Origin of the sequence: Amycolatopsis sp. CA-126428 (assembly GCF_002904335.1) — a bacterium.
GTDB lineage: Bacteria > Actinomycetota > Actinomycetes > Mycobacteriales > Pseudonocardiaceae > Amycolatopsis.
This window is the reverse complement of the sequence record NZ_PPHF01000038.1, coordinates 52,503-70,465: the sequence shown is the minus strand read 5'-3', so window position 1 is coordinate 70,465 and position 17,963 is coordinate 52,503. Positions and strand designations below refer to the sequence as shown.

The following is a 17,963-nucleotide window of genomic DNA, read 5'->3' as shown; positions in this document are numbered from 1 at the left end:
TTTCCGATGTCCTTGGGTGTTTCGTCCGCGAGGCGAAGAATTTTCGCCGCCTGCACCGCACTGCTGTTGCCACTCGTCCTCGCGCCCGCCGCGCACGCCGCCGGGTCGCCGCTGCTCGTGGATCCCGGGCACGGTAAGCACAAGATCGCCGCGGAGGCTCGGCACGACGTGCCGAACCCGCTGCTCAAGGAGCAGTTCGCCGAGGAGGAAGAGGAGGACGGCGACGATCCCGCGCTGTCCGCGCTCTGCCAGACCTACATCGGCAAGCCGAACCCGTACCGGCCGCTCGCGCCGAACACCGACGTCATCGACGGCGACACCATCGTGCCGACCGGCAGCCAGACCGGGTGCAGCACGGCCCAGAACGAGACCACCATCGCCGTCAACCCGGAGAACCCGCGCAACATCGTCGCCGGGGCGAACGACTACCGGCTGTACAACACGCGTGAGTCCCGCAACGACTCCGGCGGCTTCGCCTACACCTCGTTCGACGGCGGCCGGACCTGGGCGAACGTCCAGCTGCCGCACCTCGACTTCCCGACCGGGGCGGCCGCGCCGCTGTCCTACATGGACGCCGCCGGTGACCCGGCCATCGCCTTCGGGCCGCACAACACCGTGTACTACGCGACGCTCGTGTTCAGCCGGGCGGCGGTGCCGGACGACCAGCAGCTCGCCAGCGGCATCGCCGTGTCGGTGTCCCACGACGGCGGGCGCAGCTTCGGCGACCCGGTGATCCTGCACCTCGACGGCGTCACGCCGGCCGGCACGGCGACGCCCACGAACATCTTCAACGACAAGGAGTGGATCGCCGCCGACCCCGTGTCCGGCGACGTCTACGTGACCTGGACGCAGTTCACCTACGACGCGTCCGGCAGCTTCGTCGAATCGCCGATCGTGCTGTCGAAGTCCCGCGACTTCGGCCGGACGTGGTCGCCGATGCGCCGGATTTCGCCGTCGCTGACCGGGTTCCCCGGCGGGATCACCCCGTTCGGCAGCGGCTCGAACCCGGTGGTCACCCGCGACGGCACGCTCCAGGTCGCCTACGAGACGTCGGTGTGCGCGACGGCCGCGTGCGACCAGCCCGCCGACCACGATGCGGTCGTCGTGGCGACCTCCCGCGACGGCGGCCGGACCTTCCGGCACACCGAGGTGGGGCTCGACTTCGACTTCCCGGTCGACGAAGACGTCGCCAACAACGCGCTGACCGGCGAGAACTTCCGGGTCAACAGCTTCCCGCAGCTGACCTACGACCGCGTCACCGATCACCTGTGGGTGACCTGGGCCGACGACCGCAACGGCACCTACCGCGACGGCGAGTCGGTGAAGACGAACGGCGACGCGTTCCTGAGCGGGTCCGACGGCCGGCACGGCTGGTCGAAGCCGGTGAAGATCGGCACCGGTGCGGACGAGGTGTTCCCGGCGGTCGCGGCCCTGGCCGGCCGGGTGGCGGTCACGTCCTACACGCGCGCGTACGACCCGAACGGCATCGGCCTGGACTACGCCTACGCGACCGGCTGGGGCGACCGGTTGTCCCCGCTTCGCCGGATCACGACGCAGACGGCGAACCCGCAGGTCCAGTTCGTTTCGACGGGTGCGGAGACGGGCAAGGAACTCCAGGGCGTGTTCATCGGCGATTACACGGCGGCGGCGGTCGGCGCGGACTTCCGCCTGCACCCGGCATGGACCGACTTCCGCGGCAACCCGGGGAAGACGCTGCCGAACCAGGACGTCGGGACGCAGACGCTGCCGATGTTCCCGTAGCGGGTCATTTCGCGTCGGCGTAGGTGTCGACGACGGCGGTCTGCATCGGAAAGCGGACCGGGCAGGCCGGGCCGAACAGCATTCGAGCTGCCTCCGTCACCGCGTCTTCGATGGACTGGGTGACGGAGGCGGCCAGCTCGGCCGGGGTGTGGACGATCACCTCGTCGTGCTGGAAGAACACCAGGTGGGCCGGGGCGGGCAGGCGGGTGCGGAGGGTCGCCAGCATCACCGCCGTCATGTCCGCCGCGCTCGCCTGGACCACGAAGTTGCGCGTGAACCGGCCCCAGCCGCGCGAGGCCCGGCGGGCCTTCAGCTCCGCCGCCTCGTCCGACGCCAGGCCGCCCGTCAACGCCCGCCACGCCGCCGAAGGCGCCGGGGACGTGCGGCCCAGCCGGGACCGGACCCGCTCGCCGCGCTCGCCCGCCTGCGCCGCATGCTCCACATAGGACACCGCGTCCGGGAAGCGCTGCCGCAGCAGCCCCAGCAGCGGCCCCGCCTCGCCGGACGTGCCACCGTACATCGCCGAGAGCATCGCGATCTTCGCGCGCGCCCGGTCGTCGCGGTCGTCGTCGGCGGCCGGCACCCAGCGGGCGCCGGAGAACAACGCCTCGCCCAGCCGCGCGTACAGGTCCGTCGCCGCCGCGACGTCGGCCAGCCGGCGGTCGCCCGACAGCGCCGTGAGCACCCGGGGCTCCAGCTGGGCCGCGTCCGCCACCACGAGCTTCCAGCCCGGGTCCGCGCGCACGCACGTCCGCAGCACCTTCGGGATCTGCAGCGCCCCGCCGCCGCGGCTGGCCCACCGCCCGGACACCACCCCGCCGACGACGTAGTGCGGCCGGAACCGGCCGTCGCTGACCCACTCCTCGAGCCACGCCCAGCCGTTCGCCGTGAAGAGCCGCGACAGCTCCTTGTACTCCAGCAGCGGCCCGACCGCCGGGTGGTCGATCCCCTTCAGCAGGTACTTCCGCGCCGCCGGCACCTCGATCCCGGCGCGGCCCAGCGCCCGGACCACGCTCGGCGGCGAGTCCGGGTTCACCGGCCGCCCGCCGAACGCCTCGCTGATCTTCGCCGCCAGCTCGACCAGCGCCTTCGGCCGCTGCCCGGCCGGCACCCGCGGACCCAGGCGCGCGGCCAGCAGGGCCTCGTGCACGTCGGCGCGCCACGGCAGGCCGTCGGCCGACATCTCCGCGGCGGCCAGCGCGCTCGCCGACTCCGCGGCCAGCAGCAGCCGCATCCGGTCCGGGTGCTCGGTCGCCGCCACCCGCCGCTCCTGCTCCGCGAGCACGCGCCGCACCGCCGTGACGACCGTCACGCCCTCGGGCAGCACCGGCCTGCGGGTCTCGAACAGCGTCGGCTGCGCCAGCTCGACGGCCGACGAGTCCGGCGGCGGTTCTTCGCCGTTCGCCCTGGCCCAGGCCGCGCGCAGGCTCCGCGACTGCGCCTCCTCGCCCTCGTACCCCAGCAGCAGCCCCTCGGCCAGTTCGAGGTCGTAGCAACGGCGCACCCGCAGCCCGGCCGCCAGCAGCACCGGGTACGTCCGCTCCACCGAGGGGAACACCCACCGCGGCGCCAGCGACGACTCCAGCTCCCGCGCCAGCCCCGCGAAAGCCGCCTCGTCCAGGCCGGACACCGTGTCCGACGGCGTGTGCACGGTGAAGCTCCCGTCCTCCTCCCGTCCCGCGATCACCTGCACCCGGACATCATGCCGACCACCACCGACATTTTGCGGGGGCTCGGGTGGCGGAGCCCCCGTCCTGGGGCGAAGCCCCGGATGCCACTGCCAGTTTCCGCCCGCTCGCGGGCTGGTGCGTTCGGCCTACGGTTGGTTTACTCTCCAGTAGCCCCCATACCGCCGGTACGCCGCCGTCGGCGTGGGCTCTCTTCCCTGCAGCAACGGAGGTGCCCGGATGAGCCTGGTCGCGCTCGCAGCACAGGTGGCGGACAAGGTGGCCGAAACGGCGCGCAGCGTCGACGTGATGCGGCGAGCGGGACTCGTCCCCTTCCCCCGGCTCGACGAAGGCGTCCGCTCACTGGTCGCGCTGCGGAAGTTCGGCCCGTTCGCCGGCGCCAACCACATCTCCGCCCGCCGCGACCCGGCCGCCGTCGGCATCGTCGACGAGCTCGGCCCGCTCACCTACAAGCAGCTCGACGACCAGTCGAACGCGCTGGCCAGGGCCTGGTCCGAGCGCGGCATCCGCCCCGGCCAGGTCGTCGCCGCGCTCTGCCGCGACCACCGCGGCCTGGTCCTCACGATGGCCGCCTCGGGCAAGCTCGGCGTCCGCCTGCTGCTGATGAACACCGGCTTCGCGAAGCCGCAGCTGGCCGACGTGGCCGAGCGCGAAGGCGTCACCGCGCTCGTCTACGACCAGGAGTTCACCGGCCTGCTCGACGCCATCCCGGACGGCGTCGACCGCTACCTCGCCTGGGTCGACCCGGGCTCGGACCTGACCGACCGGACCGTCCCGGTGCTCGACGAGATCATCGCCAGCACCGACGACCGGCCGTGGCCCGCACCGGCCAAGCCGGGCGGGTTCGTGCTGCTGACCAGCGGCACCACCGGTACGCCGAAGGGCGCGCCGCGGCCGCACACCTCCGCGCTGGCGTCGGCGCAGTTCCTCGACCGGATCCCGCTGCGGTCGAACGAGGCCACCTACATGGGCGCGCCGCTGTTCCACGGCACCGGCCTGTCCCAGTTCATCCTGTCCTTCGCGCTCGGCTCGAAGGTCGTGATGCGGCGCAAGTTCCACCCCGAAGAGGCGCTGCGCGGCGTCGCCGAGCACAAGTGCACGGCCCTCGTGCTGGTGCCGACCATGCTGCAGCGCATCGTCGACCTGCCGAAGGAGGTCCGGCAGAAGTACGACACTTCGGCGTTGCGGATCATCTTCGTCGCCGGCTCGGCGCTGTCGCCGGACCTCGGCAACCGGGCGAACGAGGCGTTCGGCCCGGTCGTGCACAACCTCTACGGCTCGACCGAGGTCGCGGTGGCGACGGTCGCGACGCCGGAGGACTGGGCGAAGGCGCCGGGCACGGTCGGCCGCGCGCCGGTCGGCTGCAAGGTGGCGCTCTACGACCCGGACGGCCGGCCCATCACCGAGCCGAACGTGACCGGCCGCGTGTTCGTCGGCAGCGGGCTCAGCTTCGGCGGCTACACCGACGGCCGCCACAAGGAGATCATCGACGGCCTGCTCTCCAGCGGCGACGTCGGCCACTTCGACGAAGACGGCCTGCTGTTCATCGACGGCCGCGACGACGAGATGATCGTCTCCGGCGGCGAGAACGTGTTCCCGATCGAGGTGGAGAACCTGCTGGTCGAGCGCGAAGACGTGATCGAGGCGGCGGTGATCGGCGTCCAGGACCCGGAGTTCGGGCAGCGGCTGAAGGCGTTCGTGGTGCGAGCCGAGGGCGCTTCACTGGACGCCGACGAGCTCCGCGACTACGTCAAGGCGAACCTGGCCCGCTACAAGGTGCCCCGCGACGTCGAGTTCCTGGACGAGCTGCCGCGCAACGCGACCGGGAAGGTCCTGCGCACGCAGTTGTCATGAGCGAGCCTGCCGCGGCTTGTCGTGAGTGGTAATTCGGGTTCTAACCCGAATTACCACTCACGACAAGGTGACCACCTCATGAGCCCCGCTGGACGTTGACGACCTGCCAGCGTCCGTCGCGGCGCTCGGCCACCACCGTGCAGGCGACGCCGTCGCGGTGGCCGGTCGCGATGCCGACCGACGGCGTCACCTGCAGGCGCGTCCACCGGAACGCGCCCGCCGGGACGCGGCCGGGCCAGCCGGCCTTGCCGAGCACGCGCCCGGCCGGCCCGTCGCCGCGGAAGCCGTCGGCGAGCAGCGGCGCCAGTGCCTCGGTGTCGCCGCCGGCGTCGGCGTCCCGCCAGCGGGCCAGCAGTTCCTCGAACGTCTCCACGGGTTCGAAGGTCGCAGGCGCCGAGTCGGGCAACATCGGCCGGCTGGCCGAGATCCGCTGGCAGACTGGCCGGGCCATGACTGCGACGAAACTCCTGCCGGCCGGCACGGTCACCATCCTCTGCGCCGGCGATGCCGCCCCGGTCGTCTTCGCGACGCCTGGCGAGGCGCTCGCGGCGCTGCCCGGCGGGCCGGCGGCCGTGCACACCGGGGACGTGCTGATCCGCGACGACGGCACGCCCACCGGCCCCGCCGTCCGCCGCTGCGAACACCTGCGCGCGCTGGCCGAAGACGGCCGGATCCTGGTGTCGGCCCGCACCGCGGCGGCCCTCGGGGACGCCGTCACGCTGCACGACCTCGGCGTCCACCGCCTGCCGGACCTCACCGCGCCCGAGCGGATCTTCGAGCTCGGCGAGCCACCCGGCCCGCGGCCGCTGCGCTCGCTCGACACCGTCCCGAACAACCTGCCGGTGCAGCTGACCGGGTTCGTCGGCCGCGACGCCGAGGTCCGCGACGTCCGGCGGCAGCTCGCCGGCGCGCGGCTGGTGACGCTGGCCGGGCCCGGCGGCAGCGGCAAGACGCGGCTGGCCGCGCAGGTCGCCGCGAGCACCGAGTGGCCCGACGGCGTCTGGTGGGTGGAGCTGGACGCCGTGACCGACGTCGCCGAGCGGGTCGCCGCGACGCTCGGGGTGCCGGTCGAACCGCGGATCGGCGCGGCGCGGTCGGTCGCGACGGAACTGCGCGATCGGCGCGTCCTGCTTTGTCTCGACAACTGCGAGCACGTCCTCGACGGCGCTGCCGAAGTCGCGGTCGAACTGCTGCGGTCCTGCCCCGAGGTCGCGGTGCTGACGACCAGCCGGGAGCCACTGGCCGTGCCGGGGGAGACGGTCTGGCGGGTGCCGCCGCTGGCCGTCGAAGAAGCCGTCGCGCTGTTCGTCGAACGCGCGGGTGCGGTCCGGCCGCTGTTCACTTTGGACGCCTCCAGCGCGGCCGCCGTCCGGTCGATCTGCACGCGGCTCGACGGCATCCCCCTGGCCGTCGAGCTGGCCGCGGCGTGGCTCGGAACCCTGGCCCCGCACCAGATCGACGCCGGCCTCGAGGACCGGTTCGCGCTGCTCACCCGCGGCCCGCGCGGGGTGCCGGCGCGGCAGCGGACCCTCGAAGGCTCGCTCGCGTGGAGCCACGACCAGCTCGGCGAGGAGGACCGCGCCGTGTTCCGGCGGCTGGCGGTGTTCGCCGGCGGGTTCACCCTGGCCGCGGCGGGCGGCCCGGCCGTGCTGCCCGCGCTCGGCCGGCTCGTCGACAAGTCCTTGGTGCTGGCCGAAGACGGCCGGTACCGGCTGCTGGAGACCCTCCGCGAGTACGCGGCGGCCCGGCTGGCCGAGGCGGGGGAGACCGGCGCCGTCCGCGACCGGCACCTCGATCACTACCTGGCGCTGGCCGAGGCCGCCGAGCCCGATCTCGACCGCGACAAGGACGCCTGGCGGGCGCGGGTCGAGCCCGAGCGCGACAACTTGCGCGCGGCCCTGGAATGGGGGCTGGCGCGGGAGGATCCGGGCCGGGGCCGCCGGCTCGCCGCCGCCGTCGCGTGGCTGTGGAACCTGCACGGCCGCGGCCACGAGGGCCTGGCGTACCTCAAGCGTGCGGTCGCCCGGCGCCCGGACGACCGGACCCCGCTGCAGGCCCGGCTGCTGACCGGGATGGGCCTGGTCGCCGACACGACGGCGCCGTTCGACGTCGAAGCCGCGCAGCGCGGCCTGGACCTCGCCACCGAACTCGGCGAAGCGGGCCTGCGCGCGCGGTGTCTCTCCCTGACCGCCCTAGGCCACGTGTACACGGACTTCGACACCGCCTGGGACGTCGCCGTCGAAGCCGGGAAGGTCGCCGAGGAGGCCGGAGACGGCTTCGCGCGGGACAGCGCGTTGATGCTGCGCGGGATCGTCCGGTTCGCCCGCGACCGCCACGGCGAAGCGGCGCCCCTGCTCGACGAGGCGGCCGAAGGATTGCTGCGCCGGGGCGATCGCGGCCTCGCGTCGACCGTCCTCAGTGTCCGGTCCGGGATCGCGCTCGCCGCGGCGGATCTGCCGCGGGCGCGGGAACTCGCCGGACAGGCCGTGGAGGTGGCCGCCCCGCTCGGCGACTTCCACCGCGTCAACACGACGCTGTGCCGCTTGGCGCTGGTGCACTGCGCGGCCGGCGACGTCGACGCCGGGTTCCGTGTGATGGAGCCGTTCCTGCGGCTGCTGGAGACGGCGGGTGACGTCTTCGTGCCGGGCATGGCCGGCGTGCTCGGCGAGTTGCATTGGCGGCGCGGCGAGTTCGAAGCCGCGTTGCGCTGGTTCGAGCGCGAAGCCGTGCCGGGGACGTACATGGCCGCGCAAGGCCTGGCCGAACGCGGCGCTCTGTTGCGCGCGCTCGGCCGGGTTGACGAGGCCGCGGAGGTGCTGGCCACCGCCGTCGAGCTCACCCGCCACTGGTCCCTGCCGTCGCTCTTGGCCGACGCCCTGGACCAGCAGGGGTACCTGGCGGAGCCGGAGCAGGCGGCCGAACTGCACCACGAAGCCTTGAGCTTGCGCCTGGACCACGGCCTTCGGCTGGGTGTCCTGGCCAGTCTGGACGCACTGACGACGCTGCTCGCCCGCACCGGCCGCGAGGCCGACGCGGCCCGCGTGCTCGTCTCGGCTTCGCAGGCTCGGGCCGAGCTGGGTGTTGCCCGCCGTCCCTCCGCGCAGGCGGAGCTGGACGCGCTGGGCCTGGCGTCGTCCGAGCAGCCGATGGGCCTCGAGGACGTGGTGGCGTTCGTGCGCCGGACCCGGGGAACCCGCGGCCGCCCGTCGAGCGGCTGGGGCAGCCTGACGCCGACCGAGCTGGAGGTGGTGAAGCTGGCGGCGGAGGGGTGCACGAACCCGGAGATCGGCACCCGGCTGTTCATGAGCCGCGGCACGGTGAAGACGCACTTGGCGCACGTCTACGCGAAGCTGGGGATCGCGAACCGCACCGAGCTGGCCACCCTGGCGGCGGCCCGCCTGAGCTGAGGGGTCAGTCCCAGTCGATGCCGAAGACGCCGGGGCCGAAGTCGAACGCCACGGCGTGGACGCCGTCTTCGCCGTCGAGCTTCAGGGGGCGGCGGGCGAGGGTGCCGTTCGCGCCGTTGCGGGAGTACTGCCAGCAGCGGTCCGGTGCGGTGCCCCGGGCGAACCGGACCTCCAGCAGGTACTCCCGCACCGGGCGGCGGAACTCGCGGTAGTGGGTGTTGCGGCACTCCGGGTACGGCGGCCCGCTGTTGGTCAGCGTGTACTCGATCAGGTGCGTCTCGCCCCGGTTGATGGGCTGGTCGAAGAGCAGTTCGGTGACGAGCAGGCCGTGGGCCTCGTCGGTCTCGGCGCGGCCGACCCGGCAGTTGCGCACGGCGTGCAGTTCCGGCACGCCCGCCGCCGGGTCGTCCTGGGAGTACACCAGCAGCCAGCGGTCCTGGCCGTCCGCGACGGCCTGGAACACCGCCCGCGCGGTCACCGCCCGCTGCCCGCCGTCCGCGGCGATCTCGCACAGGTCGTGCAGGCCGACCATCTTCAGCGGCTGCTGGCGGTCGAGGGCGTGCGGCGCCCCGACCTTCTCCAGCAGCGGCTGCAGCACCTCGCGCGGGAACGACATCGGCTCGCCGCCGGCCTGGCGCTTCCCGGCACCGCCGCGGGGCCGGGGCGGGGGCAGCAGGCCGAGCAGGGACCCGGCGGGGACGTCGAGGATCTCTTCGAGCGTACGGACGGCCGAGAGCGAACTCTGCCGCTCCGGCTGCCTTTTGCCCGACTGCCAATAGCTGAGCGCGGTGACGCTGACGACGACGCCGCGGGCCCGCAGCCGCGCCTGGATCCGGTCGAGCGACAGGCCGCTGGTGGCGATGGCCGCGCGCAGCCGGATGGCGAATTCGGTACGGCCGCTCTCCTGGCCGTCACCCGCCGCGCTGCCCGCCATCGCTGAAATCCCGACCCGCCCCATGCCGTCCCCCGACGATCCCCGACACGGAGCACGTTAGCAGTTTTCCTCGCGGTCTCCGCCCCCCTCTTCGGCCGTGCCGCCGGGACGCCCACTCGGGCGAACGGGCTAGTACTGGCAACTGTGAACCATTGCCCCGGCCTGGGCGGACGCGCTTGTATGACTTGCCTGCTCCGGTGGCACCGCCTCCCCCTCACGGCCCATCCGGGCGCAGGTGTGACCGGCCGCGCGAGCGGTTCCGGCTCCGGTTCACCCGGCCGAGTTGTGCGACCGGCCGGTGTGGCCGCGCGATGACCGGTGGCCCGGCGACGCCCCCAGCGCCGGGCCACCGGTCTTGTTACCACCGGGTAGCATCCCGGGCATGACGCTCCGGAAGAACATCCTGATCACCGGCGCCAGCAGCGGGTTGGGCGAAGGCATGGCTCGGCAGTTCGCGGCCAAGGGGCGCAACCTCGCGCTGTGCGCGCGGCGCACCGAGCGGCTCGGGAAGCTGGCCGCCGAACTGACCGCGGCGCACCCCGGGATCCAGGTCGTCACGCGGACCCTCGACGTCACCGACCACGACCGCGTGTTCGCCGTCTTCGCGGAGTTCCGCGACGAGCTCGGGTCCCTCGACCGGGTGATTGTGAACGCCGGGCTCGGGAAGGGCCAGCGGGTCGGCACGGGCCGGTTCGACGCCAACCGCCAGACCCTCGAGGTCAACTTCGTCGCGGCCGCCGCCCAGATCGAGGCCGCCGCCGGCATCTTCCGCGAGCAGGGCGCCGGCCACCTCGCCGTCATCTCCTCCTTCAGCGCGCTCCGGCCCTTCCCGGGCAAGCTCACCGCGTACGCCGCTTCGAAGGCCGGGATCTCGGCGTTCGTCGACGGCACCCGGATCGAGCTGAAGCCCCGGGGCATCGCCGTCACCGACGTCCGGCCCGGCTACATCGAGTCGGAGATGAACGACCGGATCGGCCGGAACCCGTTGCTGGCCAAGGCCGAGACCGGCGCCCGCGCGCTGGCGAAGGCGATCGAGGCCGAGCGCGCCCGGGCTTACGTCCCGGCGTGGCCGTGGGTGCCGCTGAGCGCCGTCATGCGTGTGGTGCCCGCCGCGCTGCTGCGGAAGTTCACGTGAACGCCCCGGTCGAGGTCCGCGCGGAGGACACCTTCGACGTCGCCGCGGTGCACGCCTGGCTGAGCGCGAAGGTCGAGGGCCTCGGGGACGAGCCGCCGCAGGTCCGGCAGTTCCCCGGCGGCGCGTCCAACCTGACGTACCTGCTGACCTACCCGGACCGCGAGCTGATCCTGCGCCGCCCGCCGGCCGGGCACAAAGCGGCGTCGGCGCACGACATGCGGCGCGAGTACCGCGTCCAGCACGCGCTGAAGCCGGTGTTCCCGTACGTGCCGCGGATGGTGGCGTTCGGGGACGACCCGGCCGTGCTCGGTGGCGACTTCTACGTCATGGAGAAGCTCGACGGGCTCATCCTGCGGGGCAACCTGCCGGACGATCTCGAACTGGGCCCGGACCAGGCGCTCGAGCTGTCCGGCAAGGTCGTCGACCGGCTGGTCGACCTGCACGCCGTCGACGTCGGGAAGGCCGGGCTCGCCGACCTCGGCAAGGGTGCCGGGTACGTCGAGCGGCAGGTCCGCGGCTGGTCGGAGCGGTACGTCGCGGCGCGCACGGACAACGTCGGCGACTTCGCCGAGGTGCGCGCGTGGCTGGCGGCCAACCAGCCCGGCGAGGTCAAGATCTGCCTGATCCACAACGACTACCGGCTCGACAACCTGGTGCTGGACGGCCCGTCGACGCTGAACATCACCGGCGTCCTCGACTGGGAGATGGCCACCCTCGGCGACCCGCTGATGGAGCTGGGCAGCATGCTCGCCTACTGGGTCCAGGCCGGCGACGACGACGTCATGCACGCGAGCCGCCGCCAGCCGACCCACCTGCCCGGCATGTTCACCCGTGAGGAGTTCGTCGCGCGCTACGCGGAGAAGACCGGGCTTTCGATCGGTGACTGGCGGTTCTACGAGGTCTACGGCCTGTTCCGGCTCGCCGCCGTGCTGCAGCAGCTGTACCGGCGCTACCACGACGGCGCCACCCGCAACCCGGCGTTCAAGGACTTCTGGCAGTTCGTCGGCTACCTGGACTGGCGCTGCCGCGAGATCATCGCGAAGGGACGGGTCTAGTGGGCGCGATCTACCTGATCCGGCACGGACAAGCGTCGTTCGGCGCGGCGGACTACGACGCGCTGTCGCCGCGCGGCTTCGAGCAGTCCACTGTGGTCGGTGCGGAACTGCTGCGGCGGAACGTCTCCTTCAGTCAGGTCCGGTCGGGATCGCTGGCCCGGCAGCGCGACACCGCGGCGACGGCGCTGAAGGTGCTCGGCAGCGACGTCCCGGTGGTCGAAGACCCGCGCTGGAACGAGTACGACCACGTCGACATCGCCCGCCACCACGCCGGCGGGGCACCGCAGGAGGATTCGCGCGCCTACCAAGGCGTCCTGGACGCGGCCCTGACGGCGTGGACCTCGGCCGGTGCCGACGGGCCGTGCGCCGAGACGTGGCCGGCGTTCCTCGCGCGGTGCCGGGACGCGCTGAGCGACCTGGTGGCGTCGCTGGGCAAGGGGGAGCACGCGGTCGTGTTCACCTCCGGCGGGGTGATCGCCACGATCTGCGGCCTGCTCATGGGCACCCCCGAGGCCGGGCTGCTCAAGCTCAACCGCGTCACGGTCAACGGCGGGATCACCAAGCTGGTGTCCGGCCGCGGCGGTGTCACACTGCTGTCGTTCAACGAGCACCCGCACTTCGAGGCCGACGCGGCCTCGTTGCTCACCTACCGGTAGGAGACGCTCGATGGAGTTCGGCGAGGTCACGCTGTACCCGGTGAACGGCCACGGCCCGGAGGACGTCGTCGTCGACGGCGAGGGCCGGATCTACGCCGGCGTCGACGACGGCCGGATCCTGCGCCTGTCACCCGACGGGCAGCACATCGACGTCATCGCCGACACCGGCGGCCGCCCGCTCGGGCTGGAGCTGTACGGCGAAGACGAGCTGCTGATCTGCGACGCCCGGGCCGGTCTCCTGGTGGTCCCCCTGTCCGGCGGTTCGCCTTCGGTGCTGGCCACCTCCGCGCTGGGCCTGGACTTCGTGTTCTGCAACAACGCGGCGGTGGCCGCCGACGGCACGATCTACTTCACGGATTCCTCCCGCCGCTTCGGCATCGACAACTGGCGCGACGACCTGATCGAGCAGACGGCCGGCGGCCGCCTGCTGCGCCGCTCCCCGGACGGCTCGATCGACCTGCTCCTGGACGGCCTCCAGTTCGCGAACGGCGTCGCCCTGGCCCCGGACGAGTCGTTCGTGGCGGTGGCGGAGACCGGCGCGTTCAGCGTGTCGCGGGTGTGGCTCGCCGACGGCCGGACCGACGTCTTCGTCGACGGCCTGTGGGGCTTCCCGGACAACATTTCGACGGGCACGGACGGCCTGATCTGGATCACGCAGGCGTCCCCGCGCGTGGCGGCCCTCGACGTGGTCCGTCGGCTGCCGGCGTTCCTGCGGGCGGCCATCCGGCGGCTGCCGGAGTCGTTGCAGCCCAGCCCGGGCCGCGAGGTCGGCGTGCTGGGCGTCGCAGCGGACGGCAAGGTGGCGCGCGAGTTCCGCGGCGAGATCCCCGGCTTCCACATGCTGGTGGGCGTGCGCGAGTGGCAGGGGCAGCTGTATTTCGGCTCTTTGGAGGAGTCGGCGATCGCGGTGACCGGTCGCGCAATGTAACGTGTCCGCGATGAGTGCGGGCGGGGGAGGGGAGCCTCCAGTGCAGGGCGAGGTGCCACACGAAGAGGCACCGGCCATTGTCGTCGAGCGGTACAAGTACATCCTCAACCAGATTCACGCGGTCAACGAGAACGTCTATCGGTTCTTCGCCATCTTCCAAGCACTGGCCACGGCGATGGTCACCGCGGCGCTCGGTCTGTTCGTGGGGTACTCGAAGTGGGGGATCTCCGCGGATACCGCCCGTACCGGGGTGCGCGGTGTGCTGGCGTTGACCACGGCCGTCGCCGCGTTCACCGTGTTGATGGTGGTGGTCGGTGTTCTCTCTTGGCTGGATTACCGCCGGGAAGAGTGCGAACTGACGGAGAAGTACTTCGTCGCCGGGTTCCGGACGCGGCCTCGTCTGCGCAACTTCTACCGGTGGTACGAGACGTACATCGTGGTGTTCATCGTCGTGATCACCGGGGTGCTCTGGATTCTGGGCGAGTCGATTCTGGTCGCGCGGATCAGGTGATGGGGGTTCCCGGCCACGACTTCATCGGGGTGGGCGTCGGAGCGGTGGTCTCGGACGGCGCGCGCCGGCTCTTCCTCGCGCGCCGCGGCCCGGCCGCACGCAACGAGGTCGGTTCGTGGGAATTCCCAGGCGGAGCGGTCGGGTTCGGCGAGCTGATGAAAGACGCGGTCGTCCGGGAATTCGCCGAAGAGTACGGCATGCGCATCGAGCTGACCGGGCTGCTGGGCGCGTTCGACCACCTCCTGCCGGAGGAGGGCCAGCACTGGGTGTCGGTCACCTACCTCGCGGTGCACGTGGGAGGCGAGCCGCAGATCATCGAAGAAGAGAAGTGCTCCGCGATCGGCTGGTTCCGGCTGGACGAGCTGCCCGCGCCGCTGAGCAAGATCACCGTCGCGAACGTCGCGGCCTACCGGGAGGCCGCGGGCCGCGGGTAAGCCGAAGAAGGGAACGAAGTGGGGCTCTGGCAGATCCTCGAAGATGGCGAGGACGCACAGTTCACAGCCGATGTCAGGCATCTCGTCGAGTACGCGGCCGGCAAATTGCTCCTGGTGCGCGAGACGTTCCCCGACTACACCCTGCACGACCGGCAGCACGCGGACAACGTCATCAAGCTCATCCAGCAGCTGCTCGGGCGTGACGTCGCCAAGCTGACCCCGCTGGAGGCGGGGATGCTCATCCTGGCGGCGTACTTCCACGACATCGGGATGGTCTACACTCGAGAGGAAGTGGACGCGCTGCTGCGGGAGCAGGACTTCCGCGACTACCTCGACCAGCATCCATCGGCTTATGTGAGAGTGGCCCAGGAGGGCAAACCGCCCGAGGACGTCATCTTGGACTACTGCCGGGCGCGGCACGCCGACCGAGTCTCGGAGCACCTCTACCAGCTGGATTCGGAGAAGCTGGCCTGGCGGGGCTTGAACTTCGCCGAGGCGCTCGCCACGGTGTGCAAGAGCCACAACGAGCCCTTGGACGAGCTGCGCGCGGAGAGGTTCGAAACCGACTTCCTCACCGGTTGTGACCTGAGGCTGTGCGCGATTCTGCTGCGGACGGCAGACCTGCTGGACTTCGACCAGACCCGGTCGCCGGTGGCGGTTTATGAGCACCTTCGGCTGGACGAGGCGGAGGGAAGCCGCCGGATCAGCCGGACCGAGTGGGAAAAACACATGGCCGCGATCGGCTTCGTGTTCCCGGACGAGCGTACGCCGGGGTACTCGGTGAAGTTGATCGCGAGCCCGCGGCAGCCTGCGGTCGAGAACGCGATCCGCCGGTTCCTCGATGTGGTCGAGGACGAGCTGCGCGGGTGCCGTGTCGTGTTGGACTTCTGCGCTCCGCGGTGGCGATCTTTGGTCCTGCCTGCGAGTGTGGATCGCCGTGGAATCCTGAGCCAGGGGTACCGCTGGGGGGACTACCGCTTTGTCCTTGACCGGCATGCGATCCTGCAGCTGTTCATGGGGGACCGGCTGTACGCGAATTCGTACGTGTTCATCCGCGAGTTGCTGCAGAACGCGATCGACGCGTGCCGGTTGAATTCGTATCTTCAAGATTCGGATCCTGAAGAGATGGAAGTACGCATCTCGGCCTGGGAAGACGAGGTCGGAAACTATTGGCTGCGCATCGACGACAACGGTGTGGGGATGGATCAGCACATCATCGAGAAGTACTTCCTCGGGGTTGGGCGGTCTTACTACAGTTCGGATGAGTTGAAGGCGGAGATTCTGCGCAAGCAGAAGCCGCAGCGCAACTTTGTTTCGATCAGCCGTTTCGGTATCGGTGTCCTGTCGTCGTTCATCGTGGGGGACAGGATCGAGGTGTCGACTCGCCGGCGAATGCCGGACGGGCGGCTCGTAGGCGCAATCCGGCTCTCCTTGCACAGTCTGGATGACTTCTTCGTCCTGCGTGAGCTGCCAATGCAGGCTGAGCCCTTTCCGGCACGGGGCGGCGCTGAGCAAGGTTATCGGAAGGGTTCTGGTACCAGTATTGCGGTTCGAATCAATCCGACGAAGTCCGATGTTACCTTGGGGAAATTGATCGACTATGTCAAGGACAGCCTGTTCTATCCACAGGGCAAAGTCTACATCAACGACGTCGAATTTGCCGACCGTAGGTTCTCTGACCTGGATGAGCCGTTGTTCGATGGTCCGATCCGATATGTCGTTCCCGATTCGGCGGCTGATGACGAGTTCTTGACGTTCGCGAGCATGGTCACTCTTACTGCGCTGCCTTTGAACTTGACTGCCAATTCGCCGTCACCGTACGTTCGAGGTCAGTTGGTCGCGATCTCGGCCTCGGTGGAACCGAAAGAGGGTTTATTGTCGGGTGCGCCGACTTCTCTTTGGGAAGATCTGCCTGATGGCTTGTCGGCCGAACTGGCGTCGCGTCTGAATGCTTGTTTTGTTGATCGATCTGCTTCGGCGGACTTCGGCTCGGATAATAGTGAGATCAATATTTCTCTGACGCTCAGCGTCGACCGCGCGGCACTGATCGATGTGCGCAGTTTTCTTGAGGCTGAAATAGTTTCGCCCGAAGGGGTGGACTATCTGCTCCATGCGACCAAGGATGGTCGAGGTTCGCGTTCTTCCGGTGAAGGTGACATCGGTCGAGTCGAGGTGAATTTCGTTGTTCCTGCTGCCGATGTGATTGGCAAGCCGGCGGGCGCCAGGTTGCAAGGAGGGTGGCTTGGGCACAACGGTATACGCGTAGCTACCCGCCTGGAAGATGAAAAGATTCTCTTCTTTAATGAGCTTAGCTTGTCTTATTCATCAGTGGTCGGTCATATCTGTCTTCTGGAAGATCTTCGGCCGGAGATGTCAGTTTCGCGTGAATCAATAAGCTCTGTGCCGTTTGGTATTTTCTCGGCGGTTCAGTTGGCCGTACGTCGTGCTGTGTTGCCGTATCTTGGCGGGTGGGCTGATCAGTCCGCTCGGCTCGTGCTGGCAAATCCGGTATTTCCTGGGTTTCCGGCGGGCGGGGTCACTGCGAGTGAGATCAACAAGGATCCATTTGCGGACGAATGGCGCACGGAAGACGTTATAGCTTTGTCTTCGTCGGACCTGGTCGACATTCGGTTTCTGCGCGACGCTGTGAAGCAATCCCCTCTGCAAATGCGGATTCCGATGGTGCCGTGGGTCGAGGATATCGGCAGTCGGCTCCGTTATCGCAGCTTCTACTCGGCTTTGATTTTGGGCATGCTGGAGCGCGAGTTCGATATGGAGCTTCGCCATATTGACAAAAAGGACCCACTTCAGTCTTTCTATTCGATAGTTTTGCGGCCGGCCGGGCGTGATCGGCCGATAGGCGTTGAGCTTTTTCCTCCCTTCGTCTGTATCAAGTTCGGATCTTCCGGCATGGTGACCAGGCCGGGTTCTCCGGCGAACCTGTCGAATGCTACGATGAAATGGTTTTTTGACAATGCCGTGGAGCTCCATCGGGAATATCCCGCTCTTTTTGCTCAATTCAGTCGTGCGCTTGATGCGGCAAGTGACAATCGGGACTTCGGTGATGGGGCCGCGGAGGCAGTCGAAATGCTGAATGCCGTCATGGAGCGTGTCCGGCGGATATACTCCGACCTGCCTCCGGCGCTCTACCGAGAGGTCTACCTCGGCGAAGGCGACGCACTCATGCAGGATCTCTAGAAGGGTAAGCCGATGCTGAGCAACGTCCGGATCGAAGCGCGCATCCCCACCCAGGACCTCGCCCGCGCCCGGCGCTGGTACGCGGAGAAGCTCGGCCTCGAGGCGGTCGAGGAACGCGAAGGCGGCCTGCGGTACGAAGGCGCGTCGGGCGTCTTCTGCCTGTACGCCTCGGCGGGGGCAGCCGACGGTTCGTTCACGCAGGTCGCCTTTTACGTCGACGACCTCGAATCGACGGTCGCGGTACTGCGTGAGCGTGGCGTGGAGTTCGAGGAGTACGAGGGGATGCGGGGCGGGATCATGGAGATCCGCGGGAACTACCCGAGCAAGGGCAGCGGGGAACGGGCCGCGTGGTTCCGCGACAGCGAAGGGAACTTGATCGGGCTGGGCGAAGTGGTGCCCTGA

14 protein-coding genes are annotated in these 17,963 nt (G+C 70.0%); 11 read left to right on the top strand and 3 right to left on the bottom strand.

Annotated elements, in window-relative coordinates; genetic code table 11:
- Positions 1 to 6: 6 nt before the first annotated feature.
- Positions 7 to 1,761, top strand: coding sequence for a sialidase family protein (locus C2L58_RS11640; protein ID WP_103337578.1), 1,755 nt, complete (start codon positions 7 to 9; stop codon positions 1,759 to 1,761).
- Positions 1,762 to 1,765: 4 nt separating this feature from the next.
- On the opposite strand, the gene C2L58_RS11635 is transcribed toward C2L58_RS11640, so the two are convergent.
- Positions 1,766 to 3,454, bottom strand: coding sequence for a bifunctional 3'-5' exonuclease/DNA polymerase (locus tag C2L58_RS11635; protein WP_103337577.1), 1,689 nt, complete (start codon positions 3,452 to 3,454; stop codon positions 1,766 to 1,768).
- A gap of 214 nt (positions 3,455 to 3,668) precedes the next feature.
- On the opposite strand from C2L58_RS11635, the gene C2L58_RS11630 reads away from it, so the two are divergent.
- Positions 3,669 to 5,303: an acyl-CoA synthetase gene (locus C2L58_RS11630; RefSeq protein ID WP_103337576.1), complete on the top strand. Its 1,635-nt coding sequence runs from the start codon at positions 3,669 to 3,671 to the stop codon at positions 5,301 to 5,303.
- A gap of 76 nt (positions 5,304 to 5,379) precedes the next feature.
- Here the strand turns inward: C2L58_RS11630 and C2L58_RS11625 are convergent, their stop codons facing one another.
- On the bottom strand, positions 5,380 to 5,676 hold the full coding sequence (locus C2L58_RS11625) for a nuclear transport factor 2 family protein (protein WP_103337575.1): 297 nt from the start codon (positions 5,674 to 5,676) through the stop codon (positions 5,380 to 5,382).
- A gap of 76 nt (positions 5,677 to 5,752) precedes the next feature.
- On the opposite strand from C2L58_RS11625, the gene C2L58_RS11620 reads away from it, so the two are divergent.
- The gene (locus C2L58_RS11620; protein WP_103337690.1) at positions 5,753 to 8,710 is read left to right on the top strand and encodes a helix-turn-helix transcriptional regulator; all 2,958 of its coding nucleotides are present in this window, start codon (positions 5,753 to 5,755) and stop codon (positions 8,708 to 8,710) included.
- Positions 8,711 to 8,714: 4 nt separating this feature from the next.
- Here C2L58_RS11620 and C2L58_RS11615 read toward each other — a convergent pair whose 3' ends face one another.
- The gene (locus C2L58_RS11615; protein ID WP_103337574.1) at positions 8,715 to 9,644 is read right to left on the bottom strand and encodes a hypothetical protein; all 930 of its coding nucleotides are present in this window, start codon (positions 9,642 to 9,644) and stop codon (positions 8,715 to 8,717) included.
- Positions 9,645 to 10,026: 382 nt separating this feature from the next.
- Between C2L58_RS11615 and C2L58_RS11610 the strand changes: the two genes are divergently transcribed.
- From C2L58_RS11610 to C2L58_RS11575, 8 genes are read left to right on the top strand one after another with little or no spacing between them, the layout of a single operon-like run.
- The gene (locus tag C2L58_RS11610) at positions 10,027 to 10,779 is read left to right on the top strand and encodes an SDR family oxidoreductase (RefSeq protein WP_103337573.1); all 753 of its coding nucleotides are present in this window, start codon (positions 10,027 to 10,029) and stop codon (positions 10,777 to 10,779) included.
- Positions 10,776 to 11,834 (top strand): phosphotransferase family protein, encoded by a 1,059-nt coding sequence (locus C2L58_RS11605; RefSeq protein ID WP_103337572.1) that lies wholly within the window; start codon positions 10,776 to 10,778, stop codon positions 11,832 to 11,834. Before C2L58_RS11610 ends, C2L58_RS11605 begins: the two co-directional genes overlap by 4 nt.
- Positions 11,834 to 12,490, top strand: a complete 657-nt coding sequence (locus C2L58_RS11600; RefSeq protein ID WP_103337571.1) for a histidine phosphatase family protein — start codon at positions 11,834 to 11,836, stop codon at positions 12,488 to 12,490. The genes C2L58_RS11605 and C2L58_RS11600 overlap by 1 nt, the downstream gene beginning before the upstream one ends.
- Positions 12,491 to 12,500: 10 nt before the next feature.
- Positions 12,501 to 13,418, top strand: a complete 918-nt coding sequence (locus C2L58_RS11595; RefSeq protein ID WP_103337570.1) for an SMP-30/gluconolactonase/LRE family protein — start codon at positions 12,501 to 12,503, stop codon at positions 13,416 to 13,418.
- Positions 13,419 to 13,458: 40 nt separating this feature from the next.
- Positions 13,459 to 13,929 (top strand): hypothetical protein, encoded by a 471-nt coding sequence (locus C2L58_RS11590; protein WP_103337569.1) that lies wholly within the window; start codon positions 13,459 to 13,461, stop codon positions 13,927 to 13,929.
- Positions 13,929 to 14,363, top strand: coding sequence for an NUDIX domain-containing protein (locus C2L58_RS11585; protein WP_103337568.1), 435 nt, complete (start codon positions 13,929 to 13,931; stop codon positions 14,361 to 14,363). Before C2L58_RS11590 ends, C2L58_RS11585 begins: the two co-directional genes overlap by 1 nt.
- Before the next feature lie 18 nt (positions 14,364 to 14,381).
- Complete coding sequence (locus C2L58_RS11580) at positions 14,382 to 17,561, top strand: HD domain-containing protein (protein WP_103337567.1); 3,180 nt, start codon at positions 14,382 to 14,384, stop codon at positions 17,559 to 17,561.
- A 12-nt stretch (positions 17,562 to 17,573) separates the two neighbouring features.
- Complete coding sequence (locus C2L58_RS11575; protein WP_103337566.1) at positions 17,574 to 17,963, top strand: VOC family protein; 390 nt, start codon at positions 17,574 to 17,576, stop codon at positions 17,961 to 17,963.